This is a genomic window from Pseudomonas sp. OV546, assembly GCF_900116845.1.
Classification (GTDB): domain Bacteria; phylum Pseudomonadota; class Gammaproteobacteria; order Pseudomonadales; family Pseudomonadaceae; genus Aquipseudomonas; species Aquipseudomonas petroselini.
The window spans coordinates 1-26,666 of record NZ_FPCE01000006.1; the positions used below are offsets into that span (position 1 = coordinate 1).

Consider the following 26,666-nt stretch of genomic DNA (forward strand, 5'->3'; position numbering starts at 1 on the left):
ACTGGATTCGGCCTCATCAATTCAACGATGGGTTGGCACCAGCGCAGGCCGAGGAAAAACTTAACGTCGTGTCCGGGATTAGTTGACCACTACATTCCTTCAGTCGCTGTCGGCCGTGAAGCTTTAGGTCAACCGGTTGGCCGGTAAGAGAAAAACGACAGGGGGATGGACACGCACGCCCATCCCCCTTTTCTGTTTCTTACGTTGTAGCGCTAGCCACGGTCATTTCATGAAAGCACTCGCCGCTGGCCCCTAGGCAGTCCAGGGTGTCGGCTTCTTCGTTCCTTGGGTTGCCGGCCTTCACCAGCGAAGACTATGCTTGGGCTAGCGGTCAGCAGTAGTAATGTGATTGCTAGGTATCTCATGTTCATATCGGTAGTCTCAAAGGTGTGGAGGCGCAAAGCGCCTTTAGTAGACAGGCTTCGTTAGGTGAATTGTTAGGGGTGTTTGGAGGGGGAGGGGGGAAGGAAGTTTGTCGGCATTATTATCTAAGGCGCTCAGATTTTTCGGCCAAAAATAGCAGGCGCTCAATACTTTATTGAGCGTTTTACACGTGCATTTTTGGTCCTCTGGATTTAGGAGGCACCATCGGCTGCTTTTACTGCTCAGCCCGCTTGTGAATGGTTAACGGGTCGTCTTTATTTGTATAGAACACCTATGATTGCAACTGCATGCACGACTGTTCTAAGACCTTTGTGCTCCCTTTCTATGGCTAGAATATCAGCGACCCCAAGCCCCCCAATACTTTCAAACTGTCGCAAGTGCTGAAGTGGTGGTGGAAGCCTATTACCAACTCGCTTGAAAAGATTAGTTCCATCGTCTAGATGTAATGCAACGTACTCGTCAATATGAGCATCAAAGCCATCTACAGGTATTGATTCACCGCCGAGAGCTATTTGCCCAGGTAGTGCTAGCGGTATGGCGCTGTCCTCTTTAATGCGGTAAGCCGTGCGGACTTTTTGAATTTGTGGTGCCTCACCTACTTGAACTGCCTCTGCCTTGGAGGCAGGGACAGAGTCCAAACCGCCAAACAGGATACCCATAATAGGATGAAGTGATACTTGCAGCTCATGTAGCAGCTGAGTAGGAGGGCTTTTCCGAGGATCCGGTGTCTCAGCCGCCAATGCAACAAACTCTGAGCCCTGAGGCCTTAGCATTCTACGGGCGTATACTTCCTTCCCCGCCCGCGCGATAACTAACTGGCGATCAGTTGGCGCTACTGCATCTATATCTACGATGACAACACTGCCCGGTGGACCCGCGAATCCCAAGGAGTTTGACCTAACGTAGAAGAGTGCTTTGGAGGTGAACCAATCGGAGGTGATTACTTCGTGTTCGATCTCTTGAGACTCGCCAATTGAAGCCCCTCGTACAAACGCCTTAAGAGTTGCTTGGATAGAAATTTGGAATTCTGGAATTTCGGCAGGGGGTAATGAGGGGAGCGTGTTCGTGGCTGGAGGTAATGGCTCTCGACGATTGAAGTTGCGGAACGCTTCGTGTGCGCGCTCCACATTCTGCCGCAACCGATCTAGATCACTTCTGATGTCAGACACTTCTTTAGGGCGAATAGATGCTTTGTCTCGATGATGCACCTTGTTGAGTAGGGCCAAAACTGGAGATCCGTCTTTCAGTGCCGGGTCATTGATGAAGTTAGTAATCGCGGGGCTTTTGAAGAGCTCATTGGAAGCATTCTTTATCAAGCCTCGCAGTCGACTCAAATGGTCACCCAAAGTCGGGGAGAAATTGACTGTTGCCGCTGCCGGGTATGTACGGTCATCAAACAGGTCGCCCATACGGCCTTCTAGAAAAATTCGACATTCTGAGAGGTAAGCTTGGGCGGCCGCTGGGTCATCCGGCATTGAGTTGAAAAGGGCTAGAGTGTCTATTACATTATCAACGCTCGGAGTTAAGAAGATGGTTCCTCTCCTTACCGTGGCGGGATGAACATACTGATGGTTTAAGTAAATAGACTTTCTCTGCGTGCGCTTTGCTACGGCAAGTGCGAATCGTGTGTCATGTGTTGTTATTATCAATTGTGCGCCAGCTTTATTGATGTCGTAGATTGCGTCGGCTAGTCTATCTCTGTTGTCCCCATCTAACAGTTCTTGTGGGTCGTCGAGTAGCAGTAGCTTGAGTCCGCCGCGCTCTTTTAGCATGTATTGCCAATAAGCTAAATAGAAGCCAAGCAGGCTCGCGCGAAGAGCAGATGCGTTAGAGACATGCTGCGCTGGTGCTGCTACTTTTGAAGCGCCAACAAGAAGTTGTAGATCTCCACCTCCACTCATTCGAGTGTCGACCAGTTCCATGCTATTAGAGGGAAATGCACTGAGGTAGATTTTATTACGCCAGGAGGTTGCGCTGCTATGAAGGCGTCCTTGCAGTTGTTTGACCTGCTGCTCTGCCAACTCACCTATGGTAATACATTCCTTAAGTGCAATACTTGCGACGCTATACGCTTTAAGTCGTAGTTCAAAGCCGCGGCGTTTTTTTACATCGGCCATGAGACGCTTTTGCTTTACGGCTGCTTCATCAATAGGTGCCACTGCGCTGACAATATTTTGCAGCTTGTGTAATTGCCCCATGAGCGAGTTGGATTCCGTCTCCCTCTCGTCTGTGGTGACCTGCCCAACCACCTCGCGCATGAAGCTACCTACTGCTAAATTGGCACTCCGCCGCCACTGAGGGTAAGCCAGCGCCAGCTCTATTCGATAGATGAGTAGGTTGAGATCCTTGAATTCGGACCTCCCTGCGCCCAGTTTCTCCGGTTCAGTAAAGGCCAGCTCTGGAAAACTTGAGAGAGCTTTGTCACAGATATTGATAACGTGTGATTTAAGTGGTTTCAGGCTTCCGGCGAAAGCTGGGTCATTAAAAAGCTCTTCCTCTACGGCTTGTCGTATCAGAGATGCGGGTCCGTCCGAAGGAGCCCTTCTTACTTCTGCTGCTAGTGCTACAGGAAGGGACGTCGTGATTTCTGCAATAACGTGTTTCGCCCAAGCGCCAAACGTCTTGCCCGCATAGTCCCCTTCTTTTGCGGCGCCTGCGATGTGATCCTTCACCATCAATCCTGTGATTTCATCCACAACATCGAACAGACTTTGGCCACAAACAGCACAGTTGCTTTCGTTGTGCGCCAGTTGAGTATGATCTCGCATCCATGCAGCAACACGAGCGTAAAGGCGAACGCGCGCTGCCTTTTTAGGCTCTGCTGCTATTTCGATAAGTTCAGACGCCTCCTTACGAACTGCCGCAATTAGATCTCTAGCCGGTGCAGCTTCAGCTTCTGTGAGTCTGGTGAGCGCCCTTAAGCGGCTCATTGACGGAAGGGGGTCTAATTTACTTACTGCGCTCAATGCAGGTGCGATGCTATCGAATAAGTCTTTTCGTTGTGTTTCATCTTGCACGTCGAATGTGTTCCCCAAAACTTGTTTGGCGTGGTTAAGGCCGTAAGTTTTGAGTTCTTCAAGCTTGCTGGAAAGCAGATTCAATTTAGTCTCAGCGTTCTCGGAGTCCGACGGGAACGGAATTTCAGCATCTGCGATTTGCAACTGATGTTTATGTAGTAAATCGACTAAGTCTGTACGCGAGCGAAGATAGGCTTCGTCAATGTTTTCAATCTCGACTCCCTTAGCTTTAGTGAGGTCGCCATCTATCTTTTTCTTTGCTTTGTTTGCATGATTTGCAAGCTGGACCAGAGGTGCCATGCCCGTGAGTTCTGAAACAGCCTTTCCTAGCGCTGAGGCGGATCCCACCTGCACGTAGGGAAGAATGCCTGGCATTGTCGTCCCAACTCTAAAACTAATAGGGTCGAGACCCAGTTCATCAATTCCTGATGCCTCGTCCTTTAAAACGCCGCGTGCTATACGCTTGAGGCTTCGTCGAACCTGATACAGCCTTTTGTCTTGGTCTTCGAATTCCAACTCAACCCAAGTATCAACCGGAATCGCTGGTGCCCCAAGCTCTTCTAGTGAAGGATCAGGCAAAGGAACAACGGGTGGGGCAGAATGAGTTGAACCTTCATCCACCTCAAAATTAAAGTCCTTATTGCCCGACTCAGGCGCTCGTTGAGGCCTCAAGATTTCTCCTGTCAGAGCCCAGATGATGGCGTTTAGAAGTGAGGTTTTACCGCATCCGTTGTATCCCTCGAAAAGGGTTACGCCGTCCCTGAATTCGAACGTGAAGTCGATTGGTTTGGAGCTGGATGTGCCTGCGTGATGCAAGCCAGAAAACTGATGTGCTTTTATTGTTGTGAGAGTGAATTGGCGGGGAGATACAGATACAGTTGTTTGATTAGAAGTGGGAGGTAAGTCTAGTAGAGTTTCAGCCGCATCAACTATAGCCTCAACATCGACAGTTTGGACATTTCCTGCCCACTTCTGCTTATTGTTACCATACCAGAACAGTATTCCACGCGACGCGGCCGACTGAAGCTGAAACGTGCTGCCGTCGTTTCCCACTCCGATAGATAACCCTGCTACCAAGTCGACGCATAGACTGTCCAGCGTATGCAGATGAAGTGGGCGGCTCAACTCCGTGGTCATGTCCTTCTCCTTGCCCTGTTCAGCCTGCGCCTCCCAAATGGAATCGCAGATGCAGCACCACAGGATTGTCACATCCTACTATTTTTTTTCAGGGTGTGGAGCAGCCAGGGAGGTATTAGTGATTGCTCAATCTTCTCCCCCATAGAAGGAACCGAAAGCGCCCAGCCTCGGCCTTGTATTGCATAAATCTATATCCTTAGAAGAATACCTTAAGACGGCAAAAGGCTCGAAATGCTGGCGCTAGCGCTTGCGACTCATCGTTTTAGGTAGGTTCAACGCTGCATTGTCGGACGGGACTTAAAGCGGTCCTTTATCCACGGTGCTGTCTTGTCCACCCTTTGTTAGTAAAAAACCAGAGGGCGGATCCCGGTTTCCGGGATCGACTCGCCTCAGACGAGCCAGCAACACTTCAGTCTGGCGGAAGCTCTTAAGATGGCTCCGGTGTACCGTAAGCGGGTTGATTCGCTTGTGCTATTTTAGGGCTCAGGCGATTTGCGTCCGTGTAGGCATCACTGAGGATTTCCCATGAAAAGAGCATTAACGATTAGTGTCGAAGCCCAATCAGAAGAACACCTTAAGAAGCTTTTGGAGTTAGCACTGTTCGAGCTGGATAAAGTGGGAGAGGACTCAAGAAGTATGCTCGGGGGAAGTACAATACCCTTGAATATGGAGGGAACGATGGGGCACTACAGCTTGCAGTATAAGCTAGGTTCTCACGCACTTATCCAGGCTCAGGAGAAATTGATCGAGCAAGGCTATGTGCGCGTAGAGGGTGCTAATTGGATCTATCAGGAGTACAGCGTGTTTACTCACCCAAGTGAGCAAGCAGTGCGACTATATTTCAGTTCTGCTGAGGTTATGGAGCATGACGAAGAGGAACATCAGGCTAATCTAATCAAATTCTAGAAAATATCCTTAATCGTATCCTCATATGGAATGAAGAAATGCAAGCAGTAGCAGTTTTTGACGACACACTGATTGAGTTAGATGACTTAGTAGACTCATTGAAGGCTCACGGAGTAGTAGTTCTCAACTCTGTGATGCGCGGTTATGCCCAAAATCTACGAGATGAGGCTGTCAGTTCGATGGGGCTTTGGGGCAATGAAAACGTAGTTATCAATTACCTAGAGCTTCAAATGACGGTTGCGGGAGAAGTTTGGTTTGTTCCTACAATGTTTTTCTCCAAAGTGCATTCCTATGGGCCAACCTCAGCGGAATTAGTTTGGCGCGCCATGGAAGCTTGGGTGCAGAGCGGGGCACCCTCGTTTTATCTCTACAAAGATGCCGCCTAGCTACCTTGATTTTACTTGGCCTTGTGAGGACTAGCAGCATGAGATGGGGCCGTTGACTACGAATTTAGAGCTAGTAGTGCTGGTAAATATCGGTGGTGGTACAAAAGTGAGGCAATTAGGTGGTACAAACGCCTTGCCAGACTGCCCAGCACTTGCCTTACAATGCCTCCAAATTCACATCCGCCAGCGTGACGTGAAGAACCGAATTTGAGAGCGCTTTTGATTTGAATGGCCCCGCTTGCCGAGAGGCCAGCGTCGTTATGGTGACCCCATCGGTCCCCCCGCAACGATTACCCGTGAACCTGGTCAGAGCCGGAAGGCAGCAGCCACAGCGGGAACATTGTGTGCCGGGGTGTGGCTGGTGGGGTTGCCTCCATAACGCTCTTCCTTGCATTCCCTCTTCAATTTCACTTCAAAAATGCTTTCACGCCATCTGCCATCGGGCGGTTCATGGCGGCATACTCCAGTGCCTGGCATCCGGAGACAACACACGTGGAAAAAGTCGACGACCTCACTCGCGAAAAACTGCGGGAGTGGCAGATGCGGCGCCTGGAGATCAAGGACCGTATTCAATCGCACCCTGAACAGACCCTGGAATTAGCGAGGGTGCTGGACCTGATGGATGACGAGCACGCGGAGATCCTCAGCCAGGCGCAAATTATCCAGGTTGCGCAGGTGGCCGATGAACCCGCGCCGCCCGCCGAGCCCGCGTCGCCGCCACTCGCGGGTGCCTGCACGCTGCAGTTGAATGTGGCCGCACAGAGTGCCGAGGACTTGCGCAGGCTGCTGGATATGGCGGTGTTCGAACTCCAACAGCAGATCAATGCGATGGCCTCTACGCCGCACGTGCATCCTCATAGCGGCGGCATGTCGGGGTCTCTTGGGGAATATCGGTTTGAGCTGGGCGGTCAGGGCAATGCCTGATTGCCTGGCTGCGAGGAACTATGCAACCGGAACACTTTGATTTATCCAGCCCCGTCTTCCTGCCCGTGACGGATGAGACCTGCACGGCCCTGCTGGGCACGGACGGTGCCACGGCCCTTGCCGGCCTGACGGACCCGGAGTTGGCCGCCGTGCTGGTCATCCAGAACCTGGCCCAGACCGCGGAAAAAGACCTGACCTGCACGGGCGCCGAGCGCATCCTGACCAAGCTGATCGACTGGGCGGTGGACACGCAGGCAGAAGGCGCTGCGAGATTACTGTCCGAAGCCCAGCGGCTGTTCGATCCGCGCAAACTGTACTTTGGCTTCAATGCGCTCAAAACGGTCAACCTGCGGCTGCTGTCGGCTGAAGAAGTCGCGGCGCGGGATTACCTGCTGCCTTCGGGCAAATGGGATATCGGCTACAAGGTCCGCCACCTGCGCAGCAATGACCCGTTCAGCCAGCAGATGATCACGCCCCGGCACCGCGAACGCTGGCTCAGTCCGGCCCAGGACAAGCTGGTGCGCACCTTTCGCGCCAACCTGAACGAAGACCTGCATGTGCAAGGCTATGCGGGCATCGGCAAGAGCCACTTGCTCGGCGCGTTGATGGAGTGCCTGCGGCCCGCCCAGACCCTCGTACTGGCGCGCACGGGGGCAAAGTTGGCGACGCTTCGCGAACGTATGGGGTTGGCGCGTGACAGCAAGGCCGGCTCGACGTTTGCCGCCTTCGCCAAGGCCCTGTTGCAGGGGCCACGGCCCTCCGCGCAGATTTCGCCGGTGAGGTTGCCCGGCAAGCACGATGTGTCCCAGGCCCTCAATATCCATGGCTGGCGGGGGCACGATGGTGCGGCGACACTCGATATCTGTCTGAAGGTGCTCGAAAGCTATTGCCACTCCAACCATCACAGCCTGTCGGCGAGGCACTTGCCGCATTTCAAGCAACCGCTGTCCAGCGTCAACGCCCAAGCGTTGCTGGAGTATGCCAGCCGCGTGTGGACCTACCTGGAAGCCAACCCGCAATGGGCCAACCAGACCGGCTTCGCGGCGCTGTGGCTGATCAAGCGTGCGAGCCTCGAAGGGTGCGTGGTGCCGCCCCGGTACACCCATGTACTGATCGACGAAAGCCAAGACATCCCGCCGTCGTTGCTGCAGATTATCGAGCGCGGCCGCCAGGTGCTGATCACCCTCGGCGATGAATACCAATTGGCCAGCGGTGTGATGGTCCGGAGAAAGCGTGAGGTCCGGCACACTGACATCAGTTACTCCGTCCGCTCAGGCCGCAACGTCGAGCGTCTGGTCAATCCGTTGATCAGCGTGCACTCGCAGAAGGGCAAGACGCCCTTTGAAGGCGCCCGGGATGCCGATGTCGGCATCGAGCATTACCCCCAAGGCTTTGTGCCGCCGGAAGGCTGCGTGGTGCTGACCGCCTCCCATTGGGACACCATGAAATGGGCGATTCAGTTGCAGCAGGCCAACTGCCCCTTTGGTCTCCTCGACAACGCCGCGCAGCAGGACCTTGAGCGCTTCATGATCAGCGCCGTCGCCTTGTTCAAGCCGGAGTTCTACAGCAACGAGCACAACGACAACGGCCCGCATGCGTATTTCAGCGACATGGACGACTGGCAGCAGGTGCGCGATGCCGGCCAGTTCGATGAATCGTTCCTGTGGGTCGAGAGTGAATTGGAAAAAGGCTTCAACGTCGCCGACATTACCCGTTTGAACCGGTTGAGCGGCGTCCCCGGCAAGCGCTGCCTGCTGATGCTCGCGGAAGAGGCGGGCGGCATGGAGTTCGACCGCGTATTGCTCACGCCTGAGCTGCTCACCAACGTTAAGTTCAAGGATGCCTACGCGTTCGATCAGCGACTGTGCGCGGTGTACATCGCCATTTCCAGGGCTCGCGCGCAGCTGTACCTGCCTTACGACGTGGTCGAGTGGATTGATTTCCACACGTATCAGAAAACCCGAGAGTTTCACGGTTACTGATCAAATATATTCGGCTGTTTCACAACTTTTACCGGTCGCTCTGGACAACCCCAAACCTCCTTGTTAGTTTCCGCCAGCCACTTGTTTCAGAGTATGACAAGGTGGTGGAGTTGATATTGAAGTGCCACTACTTCTTTAACTAACAAGGATGTCTGTGATGAAAAGCCTGCAAGGGTTGCCCCGTCTTATCAGTGCTTCGGTGGGCGCCCCCGGTAAAGCCCGTAACTTGCCCGCCGATGTGCAGTGCATCCAGTATCTATTCAATTTGATCATTCCCAAGCTGGGGTTTCCGCTGGCCGAAAACGGCAAGTGCGACGGCCAGTTGGTGCAGTGCATCAGCCAGTACCAGTTTCGCCACCTCAAATATGCCCACCCCGATGGTGTGATCGACCCTACCGGTAAAACCTTCAACAGTTTGATCGAAGAGGCGGTCAAGGTGCCGGTGAAGGCCTTCCCGACCCTGCGTATTCCGAGCTTTCTGAATACGTTCGGCAATAACCAGGGGGATGCGGTGCAAGCCACGGTCAATGTGTACCTGGACCGCATGCGCGCGGTGATCGAGGCCGAGCGGCGTAACCGCCAATTGATGCTCCAGGCCACGTGCGACGGGGGCATGACCCTGAGCGAGAGCGATTTTCAGAACGCCGCTACGCAGTTAGGCAGTGGCATTTCGGTGAATATCATCAAGGCTTTCGCCACGGTGGAGTCCGGCGGGCGTTCGGGGTTCGGGCCGGCTAAGTTGCCGGTGATCGCGTTTGAAGGGCACCTGTTTCAGCGGTACACCAAGCACATCTACGACCAGGCGCACCCGCTGCTGTCCTACACCTATAAGAAAAAGGCCGGGCCCCAGTGGCAGATTAACAACAAGGACCAGACCAAGGCCTGGGAAACCATGGCCACCGCCTTCGCCCTGGATCAGGAAGCGGCCTTGATGTCGGCGTCGTGGGGCATGTTTCAGATCATGGGGTTCAACTTTGCATCCTGTGGTTACAAGACCGTGTTTGAGTTTTCTGCGGCATTAAAAGTGAATGCGGGCAATCAACTAAAGGCGTTTCTCGGGTTTTGCAGTAAGAGCCCGGCGTTGATGAAGGCCATGAAGACTAAAGATTTTACCGGCATGGCGCGTAACTATAACGGTGAGGACTACGGCAACTACGACGTCCTGATGCAAAAAGCCTACGAGAAACTTGAAGGGAAAAAATAAGATGATCCGTTTTCTAGCACTGGGTGTGTTGTCGTTGTGCACCGTAGCGCCTGCCTTTGCCGGTTCGCCCGCGTTGCATTCAGGCAAATACGAAGGGCTGATGCTCGCGGTGACGCCTGAGCACCAGGTCGAAGGCTACTACTCGGAACAGATGGGCGAAGGCGTGACGCGCGGCTGCACGTTTTACCTGCAAGGCCAGCCCGGCGCGCTGACCACCTGGCTCGACGAGTCTTACCCCGGCAGCGTGGCAGCGTCGTCTGACGGCGTGACCCTGACCGTGGCAGAAGGCCGCCAGCATCCGGGTTGCCTCAATGTGCTGATGCCGGAGATTGCCACCGGCCTGGACCTGACCCAGACCGCCAGCAAAAAATGGATCGGCCTGGTGAAGGTGTCCGCCGACAAGGCTTACCTGCTGAAAAACCCAAGTGCCAAGGCGGCGAAACGGCCGTACATCGTCAAGAATGACGTGGTCGGTGTGCTGGCCTTCAAGGATGGCTGGGCCCAGGTCGAGTTCATCAATGCGGATGATCGCTCGTTTACGGGGTGGATCAGCCAGGATCAGTACGCGCGTTTGGCGGCCCCCAAAGGCTGATTTCGACAACGATAAGCGTCTAAATCTGGACGCGGGCGTGTTGTGGGGGATGGGGCTTTTTGGGGTGAGCGGGGCTTGACCCCCTGCGGGTTCATTGTAGATCTGATGGGGCTGCTTCGCAGCCCGGCGCGGGGCAAGCCCGCTCACTACAAAAAAACCGTACATCACAAAGAGCCCCATTTACCCCAACAAGCCCACACCCACATTTTGGATCTTCATCCGCCAAAGGTTTCACGCAACAAGTCGGCAAACGCATCCCGCGCCAAGTGCCGCTGGGTGTCCTTGTGCCAGAACAGCAGGTTGTCCACTGCCTGCAGTTCCTCAAAGCGGTACGACGCCAGCTGATTGGCCTGCTCATAGCGGGCCAGGATGCCTTCCGGCGCCAGCGCCACGCCAATCCCGGCACTCACGCAACCGATGATCGTGCCCCAGCTGGCATAGCTGGCAATCGCCGGTTTGAAGGCGTGGGGCTTGACCCAGTTCTCCAGCGCCGCCCGATAAGGGCAGCCCGGTGGCCACACCAGCAAGGTGCGGCCAGCCAGGTCTTCGGCGCTGTGGATCGGGTCGCTGGAGGCGCTGGCGATCAGCACCAGGCGTTCGCGGTAGACCACGCTGTGTTCGAGCTTCGCGCGTTTGTTGCCGGCGGCCACCAGCGCCACGTCTAGGCGGTGGTGTTGCAGGTCGTCGAGCAGCTCGCCCCAGGCACCGGTCACCAGTTCCAGGCTGACGTCCGGGTAGCGCCGGTGATACTCGGCCAGCAGGGGCGGCAGACGCCCGCTGGCGCTGGACTCCACGGCGCCGATACGCAGGGTGCCACGGGGAATGGCGTTGGCGTCCACGGCGCGTTTGGACTCGTCCACCAAGGCCAGGATGCGTTCGCAATACTCCAGGAAGATCTCACCGGCAGCACTGATCACCAGCCCACGCCCGGCGCGAATAAACAGTGGCGTGCCCAACTCGCTTTCCAGCTGCTTGATGCGCGTGGTGATGTTGGACGGCACGCAATGCAATTGCACGGCGGCCTGGGCCACGCTGCCGGTTCGCGCCACGGCTCGCACCATGTTCAGTTGGGCCAGTTCCATTGCTCAGTTCCCGTGATTTCAGAAGTCAGAAACGGTTAATTGTCCTATGCCTTGCCTGGGCCAAGACTGACGGCATTCCTTCTCAGTTTTCGGATGGCCGTCAATGAATACCCCGTCACCCCTGAAGCTTACGCTAGTCATCGCCAGCGTCATCCTCTGTTGGGCCTATTCACCGATTGGCGTGCATATGGGCCTGCACAGCTACAGCCCTGGCCAGCTCGCGCTGCTGCGGTTCTTGATTGCGTCAGTGTTCATGGCGGGCGTGGCGCTGGTGCTGGGCATCGGTCGACCCCGCGTGCGGGATCTGCCGTGGCTGCTGGTGTTGAGTTTTTTCGGCGTGTTCCTGCACCACACCAGCCTCAATTACGGGCAGCAATTCGTGACCGCTGCGGCGTCGAGCGTGCTGGCGCAATCGGCGCCGCTGTTCAGTGTATTGCTCGCGTTTTTCTGCTTGAAGGAACGGGTCAGCCTGTGGCGCTGGAGCTGCGTGTTGCTGGGCTTGCTCGGCGTGCTGGTGGTGATCTGGGGCGATCACGGTGTGGGCGATATCGACCCGCGCGGCTTGCTGATCCTGCTCGCGGCCGTGTCGTGGAGCTTGTACTTCGCCATCCAGAAACACTATGCGCACCGCTACAGCCCGCTGACGATGGCGTGCTACATGGTGTGGGCGGGCACCTTGATGCTCTGCGTGAATCTGCCAGGTCTGCCCTCGGCGGTGATGAAGGCGCCGTTGCCGGAAAACCTCGCGGTACTGGTCCTCGGGATTTTTCCCAGCGCCTTGGCGTACCTGGCCTGGGGGTATGTGTTGAAACATGTCGAGGTCAGCCGCGCCTCAGTGGCGATGTACCTGATCCCGCCGGTGGCGATGACGATGGCGACAACGCTGCTGGGCGAGCACATTGCCCTGCAAGTGGTGCTGGGCGGCGTGATCGTGTTGGCCAGCGTGGCCGCCATCAGCCTGGAAGGGCGTTGGCGGTCAATCGTGCAGGCAGAACGCGCGCAGCCGGTGACCATCGAGGTCCTGGGCGACGAAGGTGTAGCCGAAGTCCAGGGCGGTCGGTGACTGGATGATCGTCGCACCGCGCTCGACCCACAGGGCGTGCAAGGCATCCACGGCGGCCTTGTCGGCCAGGGACACGCCCACTTCACCGCCACCGCCCGTGAGCTGGGCCGCCGGCTGTACGGTATGGCGCGACCACAGCCCCAGTTTTACCCCATTGTCGAGAATGAACAGGGCGAAGGTCGGGTTGAGCTCCACCGGTGGCTTGTCCAGCAGACGGCTATAGAAGTTGGCGCTGGTGGCCGGGCTGTCGACGTACAGCAGGAAATAGTGAGCGATGGTGTTCATGCGGGCTCCTTGGACATGCGTGTTTGGGGAGCCGAGTCTATAAGGCGGTGCTGTCAGTTCCTGTCAGGAGTCTCACCGGTGTAGAGCTGGATGAGTTGATCGATCTCGCCCGACAGCTTCATCCGCAATAAGGTGCGCAGGATCTGCTGCACCGGCACATCCGGGTCGTTGCGTACGGCGCAGCCCAGGTGCTGTTCATCCATCACCGCCACCTTGTGCAGCCGTTTGCCGACCGGCATCCGCTGGTTGAAACGGTCGAGTATCCATTCATTGGCCACGGCGAACTTGAAGCGCCCGGCCACCAGTTTGTGCAGCACTTGCTCCTCGCTGCGCGCATCGTCGCGGCTGAGCTGGCCGCTGGCAAACAGCGGGTCAAGGGTGGCGTAGCGGTAATTGAGCACCGTGCCGATGGCTTGCGGCGCGAGTGTGCTGGCGTGTACCGGCTGCGCGGGGATGTGGGTGCTGACCAGCAGGTTGCGCTGCACCATCAGCGGGACGCTCCAGCTGTAGTCGCCGGACAGGTTGTCGACCCAGGCCTGGGTGACATAACAGCGCACATCAATGTCGCCATGCTCCATGGCGCCGGAGATGCGCGCCCGCGCCAGCACGTGGAATTCGGCCGGTCGGCCAACTTGGGTGGCCAGGCTCAACATCAGGTCATACAAAATACCCTGGGTCGGCCGGCCGTCCTCCAACTGCACCACGGGCATGGCCCAGCTGTCGGAGACCGAGAAGCGCAAGGGGGCGGGGGCTGCAAGGCAAGCCGAGGTGATCATCCATAAAGCGCCCAGGACTCCGCGCATACACTCTCCGGGTTCAGGCCTTTTTGGGGCCAATCAGGCAAGCTTAGTCAGATTAGGCGAGCGTGCCGGATGCAATTTCCCCCTTGCTCCGCTAGCATTACCGGCTTCCGCTTCCCAGTTGCGACGGTTTTCGATGAGTTATCAGGTTCTTGCACGTAAATGGCGTCCGCGCTCGTTCCGCGAAATGGTCGGCCAGACCCATGTGCTCAAGGCTCTGATCAATGCCTTGGACAGCCAACGGCTGCACCACGCCTACCTGTTCACCGGTACTCGGGGGGTGGGCAAGACCACCATTGCGCGCATCATCGCCAAATGCCTGAACTGTGAAACCGGTATCACTTCGACGCCCTGCGGCACGTGCTCGGTGTGCAAGGAAATCGACGAAGGGCGTTTCGTCGACCTGATCGAGATCGACGCCGCGAGCCGCACCAAGGTCGAAGACACCCGCGAACTGCTCGACAACGTGCAGTACGCGCCAAGCCGCGGCCGCTTCAAGGTCTACCTGATCGACGAAGTGCACATGCTCTCCAGCCACTCCTTCAACGCCTTGTTGAAAACCCTGGAAGAGCCGCCGCCCTACGTCAAATTCATCCTGGCCACCACCGACCCGCAGAAACTTCCTGCAACGATTCTGTCGCGGTGCCTGCAGTTCTCCCTGAAAAACATGACCCCCGAGCGGGTGGTCGAGCATTTGACCCACGTGCTGGGCGTCGAGAACGTACCGTTCGAAGACGATGCCCTGTGGCTGCTCGGCCGCGCCGCCGATGGTTCGATGCGTGACGCCATGAGCCTCACCGACCAGGCCATTGCCTTTGGCGAGGGCAAGGTCATGGCCGCCGACGTGCGCGCCATGCTCGGTACCCTGGACCACGGCCAGGTATTCGACGTGCTGCACGCGCTGATCGAAGGCGACGCCAAGGCCTTGCTCGAGGCCGTGCGCCACTTGTCGGAGCAAGGCCCCGACTGGAATGGCGTGCTCTCGGAAATCCTTAATGTGCTGCACCGCGTTGCCATCGCCCAGGCGCTGCCTGAGGGTGTCGACAACGGCCATGGCGACCGCGACCGCGTGTTGGCCCTGGCCCAGGCGTTGCCGGCCGAAGACGTGCAGTTCTACTACCAGATGGGCCTGATCGGTCGCCGCGACCTGCCCCTGGCCCCCGACCCGAGGGGCGGCTTTGAAATGGTGCTGCTGCGGATGCTGGCCTTCCGGCCCGCCGACTCGGCAGACGCGCCGAGACAGCCGCTAAAGCCAGTGGGGATCAGCCAGGCCACAGTTGATTCCGCCAAACCAGTGGCTGGCGCGGCGGTGGTTGCGCCAGTGGTTGCTGCACCCACGCCGGTTGCTTCGGTGCCTGAACCTGAACCTGAGCCTGGACCAGTGTCTGCTGCGCCGGCGGTTGAGCCGGAACCGGTCAGCGCGCCTGAGCCGGTCGTCGACCTGCCTTGGAATGACCCGGTGGAGGCTGACGCCGACGTCGAGCGGGTGCCTGCCGTAGAGCCCGTGCTGGAAACCATCGGCGAGCAGCCCGAGCTGACGCCGATGCCCACGCCGACCCCGGACAGCGTGGTGCCGGATGCCCCCGAGTGGGTGTCCGCGCCGGTCCCCGAGCCTACCGTGGCCCAGGTGGAAGCTGCCACGCCGGGCATCGACCTCGACGACGAACCGCCGCTGGACGAGGACTACATCGAGCCGGACATGGATTCGGCCTACAGCTACCTGGACGACCTGGCCAGCGAACACACCGCCGAGCCGGCCCCCGAGCCCGAGGCGGAACCCGCTGCGGCCCCGGCCACCGGCCTGGCCCTGCAATGGCTGGAGCTGTTCCCGAAACTGCCGATTTCCGGCATGACCGGCAGCATCGCCGCCAACTGCACACTGATCTCCATTGAGGGCGACCACTGGCTGTTGCACCTGGACCCGGCCCACAGCGCCCTGTTCAACGCGACCCAGCAACGCCGCCTCAACGATGCACTGAACCAGTATCATGAGCGCCCGCTGACCATCACCATCGAGCTGATCAAGCCCGAGCAGGAAACCCCGGCCCAGGCCGCGACCCGCCGGCGTATCAACCGCCAGCGCGAGGCCGAGGATTCGATCCAGGGTGATCCACTCATCCAGCAAATGATGCAACAGTTCGGTGCGGTCGTCCGTCACGATACTATTGAACCCGTCGAAGCCCCGGTGCCTCAGGCGTCATAACACCGGGCTACTAATTGATCCACGTACTTTGAGGTGATTCCCATGATGAAAGGTGGCATGGCCGGCCTGATGAAGCAGGCGCAGCAGATGCAGGAAAAGATGGCCAAGATGCAGGAAGAACTGGCCAACGCCGAAGTCACCGGTAAAGCCGGTGGCGATATGGTCAGTGTGGTGATGACCGGTCGTCACGACATCAAGCGCGTGAGCATCGACCCAAGCGTCCTGCCGGGCGTTGGCGAAGATGACCTGGAAATGCTCGAGGCGCTGTTCGCCGCGGCCGTTAACGACGCCGTGCGCAAGATCGAAGCCAACAGCCAGGAAAAAATGGGCGGCGTGACCGCCGGCATGCAACTGCCACCGGGCATGAAGCTGCCGTTCTGATCGATGTGTTTTAGCTACACTCCACTGCCAGGCCACGTGCCTGGCATTTTTTTGTGTGCCAATTGGATCGAACCCTGGTACGCCACGCAGGGTCTGCACCCTATACCGATACATTCGATAAAGGAGCCCCTTCATGCCTCAAGAACCGATCCTGAACCAGCGCATTGTCCTGGTCTCACGCCCTCAAGGCGCACCGACCCCGGAAAATTTCCGCCTGGAGCGTGTGAATCTGCCTGACTTGGCTGACGGCCAAGTCCTGCTGAAAACCCTGTACCTGTCCCTCGACCCCTACATGCGCGGACGTATGAGCGATGCACCGTCCTACGCAGCTCCGGTGGAAATCGACGAAGTGATGACCGGTGGGGCTGTCAGCCGTATCGAACAGTCGCGTAACCCGAAATTCGAAGTGGGCGACCTGGTCGTCGGTGCTACCGGCTGGCAGAGCCATAGCATTTCCGATGGTCGCAACCTGATCCCGGTGCCTAGCGGTCTGGCGAGCCCGTCCATGGCCTTGGGTGTGCTGGGCATGCCGGGTATGACCGCCTACATGGGCCTGATGGACATCGGGCAGCCCAAGGCGGGCGAAACCCTGGTGGTGGCCGCAGCGTCCGGCGCGGTGGGCTCGGTGGTGGGGCAGGTGGCCAAGCTCAAAGGCTTGCGTGTCGTGGGCATCGCGGGGGGCGCCGACAAATGCCGCTACGTGGTGGACGAATTGGGCTTTGATGCCTGCGTCGACCACAAGAGTGCGAATTTTGCCGATGACTTGGCCCAAGCGTGTTTCAACGGTGTGGACATCTATTTTGAAAACGTCGGCGGCAAGGTCTTTGATGCCGTGATGCCGCTGCTTAACCCCAAGGCGCGCATTCCGTTGTGCGGCCTGATCGCCGGCTACAACGCCCACGAGGCGCCCAGCGGTCCTGACCGGTTGCCGGCACTGCAGCGTACGTTGCTGACCAAGCGTGTGCGCATCCAGGGCTTTATCGTGTTCGATGACTACGGTGATCGCCAGCCGGAGTTCCTCAGCGCCATGGCGCCTTGGGTGCGCGATGGCAAGATTAAATTCCGCGAGGACGTGGTCGACGGCCTGGAGCAGGCACCCGAGGCCTTTATCGGTTTGCTGGAAGGGCGCAACTTCGGCAAGTTGGTGGTGCGCGTCGCGCAGGATTGAGGATTTGACGCTAATCCGGGGCGCGGGTATAAACCGCGTCTCGTTGTTTTGTCGGACCATTGCCCATGAGCTTCAGCCCCCTGATTCGCCAACTGATCGACGCCCTGCGCACATTGCCGGGTGTCGGCCAGAAAACCGCCCAGCGTATGGCGCTGCAATTGCTCGAGCGTGATCGTAGCGGCGGCACCCGGTTGGCCCAGGCCCTGAGCCAGGCCATGACCGGCGTGGGCCACTGCCGCCAGTGCCGCACCCTCACCGAGGAAGAGCTCTGCCCGCAATGCGCCGACCCGCGCCGCGACGACACACTGCTGTGCGTCGTGGAAGGGCCGATGGATGTCTACGCGGTAGAGCAGACCGGCTATCGTGGGCGCTACTTTGTGCTCAAGGGCCACCTGTCGCCGCTGGACGGCCTTGGCCCGGAAGCCATCGGCATTCCGCAACTGGTGGCGCGCATCGAAGAGCAGGGCACCTTTACCGAAGTGATCCTGGCCACCAACCCGACGGTGGAAGGTGAGGCGACCGCGCATTACATCGCCCAATTGCTGACCAACAAAGGTCTGATCACCTCGCGCATCGCCCACGGCGTGCCGCTGGGTGGCGAGTTGGAGTTGGTGGATGGTGGGACGCTGGCGCATTCCTTCGCCGGGCGTAAACCGATCGCCCTCTAAAGACCACCGCACTACAAATGTGGGAGCTGGCTTGCTGTGGTGAGCGGGCTTGCCCCGCGCTGGGCGGCGAAGCAGCCCCATTAGATTTGCTGGGAGACTGGCTCCTTCACCACAGCAAGCCCCTTTCCATATTGGGTTTGTGCCATTAGCAATAGCTGAGTACGGCTTGATAACCAAGCAAGCGCTTGGTAATTTCCCTCCGCCCCCCCCCGTGGAGTTTGCCGATGTCTGCCTACCTGGACTACTTCGACCCCAACCACCAATTGGTCCGCGACAGCGTGCGTCGCTTTGTCGAGCGTGAGCTGTTGCCCGGCATCGAGCAGTGGGAGGAGGCGGAAAGCTTTCCCCGCGAGCTGTACCTCAAGGCCGGCGCGGCGGGGATTCTCGGCATCGGTTATCCCGAAGCCCTGGGGGGTAGCCATGAAGGCGATCTGTTCGCCAAGGTGGCCGCCAGCGAGGAGTTGATGCGCTGCGGCTCTGGCGGTGTCGTGGCGGGGCTGGGGTCGTTGGATATCGGCCTACCGCCCGTCGTCAAATGGGCCCGGCCCGAGGTGCGCGAACGGGTGGCGCCGCAGGTGCTGTCGGGTGAAAAGATCATCGCCCTGGCGGTCACCGAACCGGGCGGCGGTTCCGATGTGGCCAGCCTGCAGACCCGCGCCATTCGCGACGGTGACCATTACCGCGTCAGCGGCAGCAAGACCTTCATCACCAGCGGCATCCGCGCCGATTTCTACACCGTGGCCGTGCGCACCGGCGGGCCTGGCTTTGCCGGTATCAGCCTGCTGCTGATCGAAAAAGACACCCCCGGTTTCAGCGTCGGCCAGCCGCTGAAGAAAATGGGCTGGTGGGCGTCGGACACGGCTGAATTATTCTTCGACGATTGCCGCGTGCCCGTAGGCAACCTGATCGGCGCCGAGAACATGGGCTTTGCCTGCATCATGGGCAACTTCCAGAGCGAACGCCTGGCCTTGGCCCTGATGGCCAACATGACCGCGCAAATGGCCTTGGAGGAAAGCCTCAAATGGGCGGCCCAGCGCGAAGCGTTCGGCAAGCCTATCGGTAAATTCCAAGTGCTCAAGCATCGCCTGGCAGAGATGGCCACTGCCGTGGAAGTCTCCCGCGAATTCACCTACCGCCAGGCGGCAAAAATGGCCGCAGGTATCAGCGTGATCAAGGAGATTTCGATGGCCAAGAACCTGGCCACCGACACCGCCGACCGCGTCACCTACGACGCGGTGCAGATCCTCGGTGGCCAGGGGTATATGCGCGGCAGCCTGGTGGAGCGGCTGTACCGTGACAACCGTATCCTGTCCATCGGTGGCGGTACGCGTGAAGTGATGAATGAGATCATCAGCAAGCAGATGGGGTTGTGATGTGCTGTGCTGCGGATGGCCTCATCGGGGGCAAGCCCCCTCCCACATTTGATTGGGTTCACAGATTCATATCTGTGAAGACGATCAAATGTGGGAGCGGGCTTGCTCGCGAAGAGGCCGGCCCAGGTAAACCTTAACGTTCAGTCAACGCAAACTGCGTCAAGCAAAACGTCGGAATCCCCATATCTTCCAACCGCTGCGAGCCACCCAGCTCCGGCAGATCAATAATCGCCGCTGCTTCGAAGATCTTCGCCCCCATGCGCCGCACCAGGTTCGCCGCGGCGATCAGGGTGCCGCCGGTGGCGATCAAATCATCGAACATCAACACCGAGTCGCCCTCGCACAGGCTGTCCGCGTGCACTTCCAGGAAGGCCTCGCCGTACTCGGTCTGATAACCCTCGGCCAGCACGTCGGCGGGCAGCTTGCCCTGCTTGCGGAACAGGATCAGCGGCTTGTTCAGTTGGTAGGCGATGATCGAGCCGATCAGGAAGCCCCGTGCATCCATCGCGCCGATATGGGTGAAGTCGGCTTCGACATAACGCTGGGCAAAGCTGTCCGCTACCAGGCGCAGGGCGCGGGGCGATTGGAACAGGGGAGTAATGTCACGAAAGATCACCCCAGGCTTGGGGAAGTCGATGACGGGGCGGATCAGGGGTTTGATGTCGAACGAATCGAAGGTCATCGTCGAAGAGTCCTGGGCTGGAAACGGACTCGAAGTATACCTGCGACCTCGCCGATTGGCGCGCCGCAGGTGTCTGGATCAACCCTTCTCTTAACCTTCGAGTGCCTTAACCTTCGAGCGAACCACCGGCCAGTGCACACAGCTGGATCGGGTCGAGGATATGCACTTCCTTGCCTTCGGCGGCAAGCAGTGCGTTCTGCTGGAAGCGGGTGAATACGCGGGACACGGTTTCCACCGCGAGGCCCAGGTAGTTGCCGATTTCATTGCGCGACATGCTCAGGCGGAACTGGTTGGCCGAGAAACCACGGGCACGGAACCGTGCGGACAGGTTGACCAGGAACGTGGCGATGCGCTCGTCGGCGGTTTTCTTCGACAACAGCAGCATCATTTGCTGGTCGTCGCGAATCTCGCGGCTCATCACTCGCATCAGCTGGCGGCGCAGTTGCGGCAATTGCAGGGCCAGTTCGTCCAGGCGTTCGAAGGGGATTTCGCACACCGATGTGGTCTCCAGGGCCTGGGCCGACACCGGGTGAATCTCGGTGTCCATGCCCGACAACCCCACCAGTTCGCTGGGCAGGTGGAAACCAGTGATCTGCTCTTCGCCGCCATCGCTCAGGCTGAAGGTCTTCAACGCACCCGAACGTACTGCATAAACGGAATCGAACTTGTCACCCTGGCGAAACAGAAACTCGCCTTTTTTCAGCGGGCGACCGCGTTTAACGATCTCGTCCAGCGCATCCATGTCTTCCAAATTCAGCGAAAGTGGCAAGCAGAGGGGGGCCAGGCTGCAATCCTTGCAATGGGCCTGGCTGTGAGCGCGCAGTTTAACTGGCTCGGACATTTCTTAAATCCTTGTGGGAAAACACACATAAGACGTAAGGGTAACGCACTGGGTGGCAGTGAGGCCAGCCTGTACAAAAAAACGACAGCCGTATAAAGCTTTTTGTATCGATGCCGATACACGGTTACTACCTCGTGAGCCTGGGAGGCTCGAATCATGATTTCCATTGGTGCAACCCATCCGGCCAGCACTGGTGTTCAGTCCTTTTCGGAGCCTAAAGATCTGGTGGCGGAAGCCAAGGCTGCCAAGGCCGCCAAAGATCTCAAGGACAGCACTACCGCTCCGCTGCGCGCGCCCAAAGAGGAGGAGGGCGTGAAGGTGACCATTTCCGGTGCGGCGTTAAAAGCCCTCAGCGATGTTAAGCAATCCAACAACGATATCGAAGAGAGTGGTCTGCCGGACAACGTCCAACAGGTCCTCAAGATGATTCGCCAGATCAAGGCGCAGATCGCCGAAAAGCAGGCCGAGCTGCAGGCGGTGATGGCGGACAAGCGCCTCACCCCGGAAGAAGCGCGGATCAAGATCAGTAACCTGCAAGGCGCGCTCAGCAGCTTGCAAGCCAGCCTTGTGACCGCGCAGACCTCCCTGGCCAAGACGATGAAAGGTCTTAGCAGCCAAGATGCGCTCAAGGCCGCTTCGTTATCGGTATAACTAGATCACCCGTGAAAATCGTTGCCTGTTCTGGTGCTCCAGGTAGGCATCGAACACCATGCACACCGACCGCACCAGCAGTCGCCCGGCGGGCAATACACGAATGCCCTGGGCGTCGAGTTCGATCAGGCCATCTTCGGCCATTGCCTGGAGTTGCGGCCAGATCTCCTCGAAATACCCACGAAAATCAATGTTGAATGCCTGCTCGATGTTCTCGAATGCCAGGCTGAAATTGCAGATCAACTGCTGAATCACTTCCCGTCGCAAGCGATCGTCCGTGGTGCAGACCAGCCCGCGGCTGGTGGCCAGTTGCGCGCCCGCCAAGGTGTTCTGGTAGCCGGTGAGGTCACTGCTGTTCTGGCAGTAAAGATCACCGATCTGGCTGATCGCCGACACCCCGAGCCCGATCAAGTCGCAATGGCCGTGGGTGGTGTAGCCCTGAAAGTTGCGTTGCAGGGTGCCTTCTTCCTGGGCGATGGCCAGTTCGTCGTCCGGCAGGGCGAAGTGGTCCATGCCGATGTAGCGGTAACCGGCCTGGGTCAGTTGCTCGATGGTGGTTTGCAGCATCAGCAGCTTTTCCGCCGGGGAGGGCAGGTCGTCGGTGTTGATGCGCCGCTGGGGCATGAAGCGTTCCGGCAGGTGGGCGTAGTTGAACACCGACAGGCGGTCCGGTTGCAACTTGATCACTTCCTCTACCGTGCGCGCGAAGTTGATGGGCGTTTGCTTGGGCAGGCCGTAAATCAGGTCGATATTGATCGAGCGAAATTGCAGCGTACGTGCCGCATCGATCACCGCGCGGGTTTCCTCCAGGCTTTGCAGGCGATTGACGGCCCGTTGCACCTCGGGGTCGAGGTCTTGCAGGCCGATGCTTACGCGGTTGAAACCCAGCTCACGCAGCAGGCCCATGGTGGCCCAGTCGGCTTCACGCGGGTCGATCTCGATGCCGTAGTCGCCGGAGTCATCATCCAGCAGGTTGAAGTGCTGGCGCAGGCAGTTCATGACCTGGCGCAATTCGTCGTGGCTGAGAAAGGTCGGCGTGCCGCCGCCGAAGTGCAGCTGTTCCACCGGTTGTTTCGGGTCGAGGTGGCAGGCCACCAGCTGGATTTCCTGCTCCAGCCGTTGCAGGTAGGGCAGGGCGCGGCCGCGGTCCTTGGTGATCACCTTGTTGCAGGCACAGTAATAGCAAATGTTGGCGCAGAACGGCACATGCACATACAGCGACAGCGGCCGCGCGGCCTTGCGGCTCTCACGCAGGGCGTGGAGCAGGTCAAAGGTGCCGACCTGGCTGTCGAATTGTACGGCGGTGGGGTAGGACGTGTAGCGCGGTCCCGCCAGGTCGTAACGGTGAATCAGATTGGTGTCCCAACGAATGGCGTCGAGCATGCGGGCGTTCCCCCGGATAGGCTAGTGGGCCGAGTCTAGGGGCTGGCCGGGGGGCGCACCTTGATTTGCATCAACAGGGAGCGGCGCTATGCCACAGCGCGTTAGTGGCCCATCAACCAGTGCTGATGCGGACCGGGCAATGTCCATATGCCGAACAGCATCACCAGCAGCCCTCCGGCCATGCGCACGCTGCGTTTGCGCAATAGCGCCGTGACGCGCTCAGCCGCCAGGCCGGTCGCCAACAGCACCGGCCAGGTCCCCAGCCCGAACGCCAGCATCAACAGGCCGCTGTCCAGCGCATTGCCCAGGCTGGCCGCCCACAGCAACGTGCTGTAGACCAACCCGCACGGCAACCAACCCCACAACGCGCCCAGCAGCAATGCGCGCGGCAGGCTGGAGACCGGCAACAAACGGCCGGCCACGGGCTGGATATGCCGCCACAGGCCGCGCCCGAGGCGTTCGATGCGGGTGAGGCCGCTCCACCAGCCGGCCAGGTACAGGCCCATGCTGATCAACAACAGCCCGGCCAGTACGCGCATGAACATCGCCGCCGGGCTGTTCGCCACCGCCCAGCCGGCCAGGCCGATCAACACCCCGGCTGCGGCATAGCTGAGCACTCGGCCCAGGTTGTACGCCAGCAGCAGTTGAAACCTGCGGCCACGCTGTTCCTTGGGAATCGCCAGGGTCAGCGCGCCCATCAGCCCGCCGCACATGCCCAGGCAATGGCCGCCCCCCAGCAGGCCGAGGATCAGCGCGGAGACCAACAGCGGCGCCAGCTCAAACATGGGGCGGGTCTTTGGGCTTGGACGGGTGTTCGGCGTCGTTGGCTTCGTCGATGGCAGCCAGGTGGTTCGGGTCCTGGTCGTCGAACAACACGCTATGGGCCGGGCCGTCGAGGTCGTCGTACTGCCCGCTGTCCACGGCCCAGAAGAAGATGTAGATGGCCACACCCACTAATAGCAGCGCCGCCGGAATCATCACGTATAAAGCTGGCATCTGCACTCCATGCTCGCGCGGTTCACACCGGCAGCGGGCGGGTTACTGAGGGGGCTCGGGCCGCCGGCGCGCTCGGCAGGCGAGTCAGGCGCAGGGCGTTGAGCACCACGGTCAATGAACTGAGGGACATGCCGATCGCGGCCCAGATGGGGGTGATCCAGCCCAGGGCGGCAAACGGCAGCATAAGGCCATTGTACAGCCCGGCCCAGAGCAGGTTTTCAATGATCACCCGGCGGGTGCGTCGTGCCAGGGTAAGGGCGTGTACCAGCGCGTCCAGTCGATTGGACAGCAGCACGGCATCGGCGCTGGTCTTGGCCAGGTCCGTGGCCGTGCCCATGGCCACGCTGATGTCGGCGGCGGCGAGTACCGGCACATCGTTGACCCCATCGCCGAGCATCAGCACCTTGCGGCCTTCCTTGTGCAGGTGTTGCAGCACGCGCAGCTTGTCATCCGGGCGCAGGCCGCCGTGGGCTTCATCGATACCCAGCTCGGCGGCGACGCTGGCGACCATCGGCGAACTGTCCCCGGACAGCAACAGCGTGCGCCAACCGCGCGCCTTGCACGCGGCCAGCAACGCAGGGGCGTCGCTGCGCAGGCGGTCGTCGAGCACAAACCAGGCCAGGGCGCCTTCGCGGTCGCCAAGCAGCAGCCATTGGCCGGAAAGCTCCGGCGCAGTGGGAATCGCGCAGCCACTGAGTTCGCAGACAAAGCCCGGTTGACCAATGCGCAGTAGGCGCTCGCCCACGCGGCCTTCAAGGCCCAGTCCTGGCGAACTGAGCACCTCGTCGGCGGCCAGCGGTGCACGCCCAAAGGCACGCGCAATCGGGTGTTCGGAGCGGTTTTCGAGGGCGGCGGCGAGGCTCAGGCACAGGTCGGTGCTCAAGCTGCCCAAGGGCCGGATCGCTCTCAATGCCAGGCGCCCTTCGGTGAGGGTGCCGGTCTTGTCGAAAATCACTGTATCGATCTGGTTCAGCCCTTCCAGCACATGGCCCCGGGTCAGCAGCAGCCCCAGTTTGTGCAAGGTGCCGGTGGCGGCGGTGAGGGCAGTGGGCGTGGCCAGGGACAATGCGCAGGGGCAGGTCGCTACCAGCATCGCCAGCACAATCCAGAACGCCCGTGACGCGTCCAGCTCCCACCAAAGCAGACCGATCAGCGCGGCCGCGATCAGCGAGCACAACAGGAACCACTGCGCGGCGCGGTCGGCGATCTGCGCCAGGCGTGGTTTCTCGGCCTGGGCCCGTTCCAGCAGGCGCACGATGGCGGACAGGCGCGTGTCATGACCCAATGCACGCACTTCGACGGTCAAGGCACCTTCGACGTTAAGGGTGCCCGCCGTGACCGCATCCTCGGTCTGGCGCGGTTGCGGCAGGTACTCACCGGTGAGCAGGGATTCATCAATGCTCGAGTGGCCGTCGAGGATCACGCCGTCTGCCGGCAGCACCGCGCCAGGATGCACCAGTACACGGTCGCCCAGCGCCAGTTCGGGGAGCAGGATGCGTTCACTCTGGCCATCGGCCTTGAGTCGCAGGCAGGAGGCGGGCAGCAGGTTGACCAGCTGCGCGGTGGCGGCGGCCGTACGCTCGCGGGCACGACGTTCCAGGTAGCGACCGGCCAGCAGGAACAGCGCAAACATGCCCACCGCATCGAAGTACAACTCACCCACGCCGGTGATCGCGGTCCAGATCCCCGCCAGGTACGCACCGCCGATGGCCAATGACACCGAGACATCCATGGTCAGGTGGCGGGTGCGCAGGTCGCGCATCGCCCCCTTGAAAAACGGTGCGCAGCTGTAGAACACGATGGGCGTGGTGAGAAACATCGCCACCCAGCGCAGGATTACATGCAGCTCCGGGCTCAGGTCGATATTGAATTCCGGCCAGGTGGCCATGGTTGCCATCATCGCCTGGAACCACAACAGCCCGGCCACACCCAGTTGGCGCAGGGCCAGGCGGTTTTCGCCGGCCAGTTGCTCGGCGGCGCGGTCGGCTTGATAGGGGTGGGCGGCGTAGCCGATATGGCGCAGCTCACTGAGCAGCTGGCTCAGCGGCAGTTGCCCATCCGCCCAGCGCACCTGCAAGCGGTGGTTGGACAGGTTCAGCCGCGCCTCGGCCACGGCGGGCAGGCTGCGCAGGTGTTTTTCGATCAGCCAGCCGCAGGCGGCGCAGCTGATGCCTTCCATCAGCAGGGTGGCTTCGGCGAGGTCGCCTTCGTGGCGCACAAAAGGTTTTTGCACGTCGGCGCGGTCATACAGCGCCAGCTCGTCCAGCAACTGCACCGGCAGCGTTTCGGGGTTGGCCGAGGCTTCACTGCGGTGCTGGTAATAACTTTCCAGGCCCCCGGCCACAATCGCTTCGGCCACGGCCTGGCAGCCGGGGCAGCACAGCTCGCGGCGCGCGCCGAGGATCACGCTGGTAAACCGGCTGCCGGAGGGGACGGGGAGGGCGCAGTGGTAGCAGGGGGTGGTCATGATCTGGAATCTATAGGGGCTGGGAGGGCCTCATCGTGGGCAAGCCCACTCCCACAGGGGACCGCGATCCAGGGGGAGCGGGCTTGCCCGC

23 protein-coding genes and 1 other RNA gene are annotated in these 26,666 nt (G+C 59.5%); 14 read left to right on the top strand and 10 right to left on the bottom strand.

Translation table 11 applies throughout. The features are described from left to right. Positions 1-638: 638 nt before the first annotated feature. Entirely contained in the window at positions 639-4,526 is a 3,888-nt protein-coding gene (locus BM403_RS14925; protein WP_175538076.1) for an ATP-binding protein, read from the bottom strand. 537 nt (positions 4,527-5,063) lie between these two features. On the opposite strand from BM403_RS14925, the gene BM403_RS14930 reads away from it, so the two are divergent. From BM403_RS14930 to BM403_RS14960, 7 genes are all read left to right on the top strand, one after another. Beyond that, positions 5,064-5,444, top strand: a complete 381-nt coding sequence (locus BM403_RS14930) for a hypothetical protein (protein ID WP_093543450.1) — start codon at positions 5,064-5,066, stop codon at positions 5,442-5,444. A 38-nt stretch (positions 5,445-5,482) separates the two neighbouring features. After that, a complete protein-coding gene (locus BM403_RS14935; protein ID WP_093543452.1) occupies positions 5,483-5,830 on the top strand; it encodes a hypothetical protein in 348 nt (115 codons plus the stop codon). A 270-nt stretch (positions 5,831-6,100) separates the two neighbouring features. Further along, positions 6,101-6,197: signal recognition particle sRNA small type (gene ffs / locus BM403_RS14940), an RNA gene on the top strand. Between the two features lie 125 nt (positions 6,198-6,322). Next, the gene (locus tag BM403_RS14945; RefSeq protein WP_093543791.1) at positions 6,323-6,754 is read left to right on the top strand and encodes a hypothetical protein; all 432 of its coding nucleotides are present in this window, start codon (positions 6,323-6,325) and stop codon (positions 6,752-6,754) included. Positions 6,755-6,774: 20 nt separating this feature from the next. Beyond that, complete coding sequence (locus BM403_RS14950; protein WP_093543454.1) at positions 6,775-8,736, top strand: hypothetical protein; 1,962 nt, start codon at positions 6,775-6,777, stop codon at positions 8,734-8,736. A 157-nt stretch (positions 8,737-8,893) separates the two neighbouring features. Further along, positions 8,894-9,940 (top strand): N-acetylmuramidase family protein, encoded by a 1,047-nt coding sequence (locus BM403_RS14955; protein WP_015885320.1) that lies wholly within the window; start codon positions 8,894-8,896, stop codon positions 9,938-9,940. Position 9,941: 1 nt separating this feature from the next. Further along, the gene (locus tag BM403_RS14960; RefSeq protein ID WP_093543456.1) at positions 9,942-10,532 is read left to right on the top strand and encodes a hypothetical protein; all 591 of its coding nucleotides are present in this window, start codon (positions 9,942-9,944) and stop codon (positions 10,530-10,532) included. A 215-nt stretch (positions 10,533-10,747) separates the two neighbouring features. Here BM403_RS14960 and BM403_RS14965 read toward each other — a convergent pair whose 3' ends face one another. Then, a complete protein-coding gene (locus tag BM403_RS14965) occupies positions 10,748-11,614 on the bottom strand; it encodes a LysR family transcriptional regulator (protein ID WP_093543458.1) in 867 nt (288 codons plus the stop codon). A gap of 103 nt (positions 11,615-11,717) precedes the next feature. On the opposite strand from BM403_RS14965, the gene BM403_RS14970 reads away from it, so the two are divergent. Then, on the top strand, positions 11,718-12,677 hold the full coding sequence (locus tag BM403_RS14970; protein WP_093543460.1) for a DMT family transporter: 960 nt from the start codon (positions 11,718-11,720) through the stop codon (positions 12,675-12,677). On the opposite strand, the gene BM403_RS14975 is transcribed toward BM403_RS14970, so the two are convergent. Beyond that, on the bottom strand, positions 12,591-12,962 hold the full coding sequence (locus BM403_RS14975) for a VOC family protein (RefSeq protein WP_093543461.1): 372 nt from the start codon (positions 12,960-12,962) through the stop codon (positions 12,591-12,593). The two genes, BM403_RS14970 and BM403_RS14975, sit on opposite strands and share 87 nt — an antisense overlap. A 53-nt stretch (positions 12,963-13,015) precedes the next feature. Then, positions 13,016-13,765, bottom strand: a complete 750-nt coding sequence (locus BM403_RS14980) for a substrate-binding periplasmic protein (RefSeq protein WP_093543463.1) — start codon at positions 13,763-13,765, stop codon at positions 13,016-13,018. Between the two features lie 133 nt (positions 13,766-13,898). Between BM403_RS14980 and dnaX the strand changes: the two genes are divergently transcribed. The 5 genes from dnaX (at position 13,899) to BM403_RS15005 (ending at position 19,555) form a co-directional block, all read left to right on the top strand. Then, a complete protein-coding gene (gene dnaX / locus BM403_RS14985) occupies positions 13,899-15,965 on the top strand; it encodes a DNA polymerase III subunit gamma/tau (RefSeq protein WP_093543465.1) in 2,067 nt (688 codons plus the stop codon). Positions 15,966-16,007: 42 nt separating this feature from the next. Next, positions 16,008-16,346, top strand: coding sequence for a YbaB/EbfC family nucleoid-associated protein (locus BM403_RS14990; RefSeq protein WP_003175481.1), 339 nt, complete (start codon positions 16,008-16,010; stop codon positions 16,344-16,346). 133 nt (positions 16,347-16,479) lie between these two features. Further along, on the top strand, positions 16,480-17,514 hold the full coding sequence (locus tag BM403_RS14995) for an NADP-dependent oxidoreductase (protein ID WP_046036433.1): 1,035 nt from the start codon (positions 16,480-16,482) through the stop codon (positions 17,512-17,514). 65 nt (positions 17,515-17,579) lie between these two features. Then, positions 17,580-18,182 (top strand): recombination mediator RecR, encoded by a 603-nt coding sequence (recR, locus tag BM403_RS15000; RefSeq protein ID WP_015885312.1) that lies wholly within the window; start codon positions 17,580-17,582, stop codon positions 18,180-18,182. A gap of 224 nt (positions 18,183-18,406) precedes the next feature. Continuing rightward, a complete protein-coding gene (locus tag BM403_RS15005; RefSeq protein ID WP_093543467.1) occupies positions 18,407-19,555 on the top strand; it encodes an acyl-CoA dehydrogenase family protein in 1,149 nt (382 codons plus the stop codon). Positions 19,556-19,688: 133 nt separating this feature from the next. Here the strand turns inward: BM403_RS15005 and BM403_RS15010 are convergent, their stop codons facing one another. Both BM403_RS15010 and fnr read right to left on the bottom strand, forming a co-directional pair. Beyond that, a complete protein-coding gene (locus BM403_RS15010) occupies positions 19,689-20,237 on the bottom strand; it encodes an adenine phosphoribosyltransferase (protein ID WP_093543469.1) in 549 nt (182 codons plus the stop codon). 106 nt (positions 20,238-20,343) lie between these two features. Next, positions 20,344-21,078 carry a fumarate/nitrate reduction transcriptional regulator Fnr gene (gene fnr / locus BM403_RS15015; protein ID WP_015885309.1) on the bottom strand — a complete coding sequence of 245 codons (735 nt, stop codon included), beginning with the start codon at positions 21,076-21,078 and terminating at the stop codon, positions 20,344-20,346. A 156-nt stretch (positions 21,079-21,234) separates the two neighbouring features. On the opposite strand from fnr, the gene BM403_RS15020 reads away from it, so the two are divergent. Beyond that, positions 21,235-21,729, top strand: a complete 495-nt coding sequence (locus BM403_RS15020) for a hypothetical protein (RefSeq protein ID WP_093543471.1) — start codon at positions 21,235-21,237, stop codon at positions 21,727-21,729. On the opposite strand, the gene hemN is transcribed toward BM403_RS15020, so the two are convergent. From hemN to BM403_RS15040, 4 genes are all read right to left on the bottom strand, one after another. Beyond that, positions 21,730-23,112: an oxygen-independent coproporphyrinogen III oxidase gene (gene hemN, locus BM403_RS15025; protein WP_046035977.1), complete on the bottom strand. Its 1,383-nt coding sequence runs from the start codon at positions 23,110-23,112 to the stop codon at positions 21,730-21,732. It lies immediately after the preceding gene. A gap of 101 nt (positions 23,113-23,213) precedes the next feature. Continuing rightward, positions 23,214-23,897 carry a sulfite exporter TauE/SafE family protein gene (locus tag BM403_RS15030; RefSeq protein ID WP_093543474.1) on the bottom strand — a complete coding sequence of 228 codons (684 nt, stop codon included), beginning with the start codon at positions 23,895-23,897 and terminating at the stop codon, positions 23,214-23,216. Beyond that, on the bottom strand, positions 23,890-24,108 hold the full coding sequence (ccoS, locus tag BM403_RS15035) for a cbb3-type cytochrome oxidase assembly protein CcoS (protein WP_046035979.1): 219 nt from the start codon (positions 24,106-24,108) through the stop codon (positions 23,890-23,892). The genes BM403_RS15030 and ccoS overlap by 8 nt, the downstream gene beginning before the upstream one ends. Positions 24,109-24,130: 22 nt before the next feature. Beyond that, positions 24,131-26,575, bottom strand: coding sequence for a heavy metal translocating P-type ATPase (locus BM403_RS15040; RefSeq protein WP_093543477.1), 2,445 nt, complete (start codon positions 26,573-26,575; stop codon positions 24,131-24,133). Between the last annotated feature and the right edge of the window lie 91 nt (positions 26,576-26,666).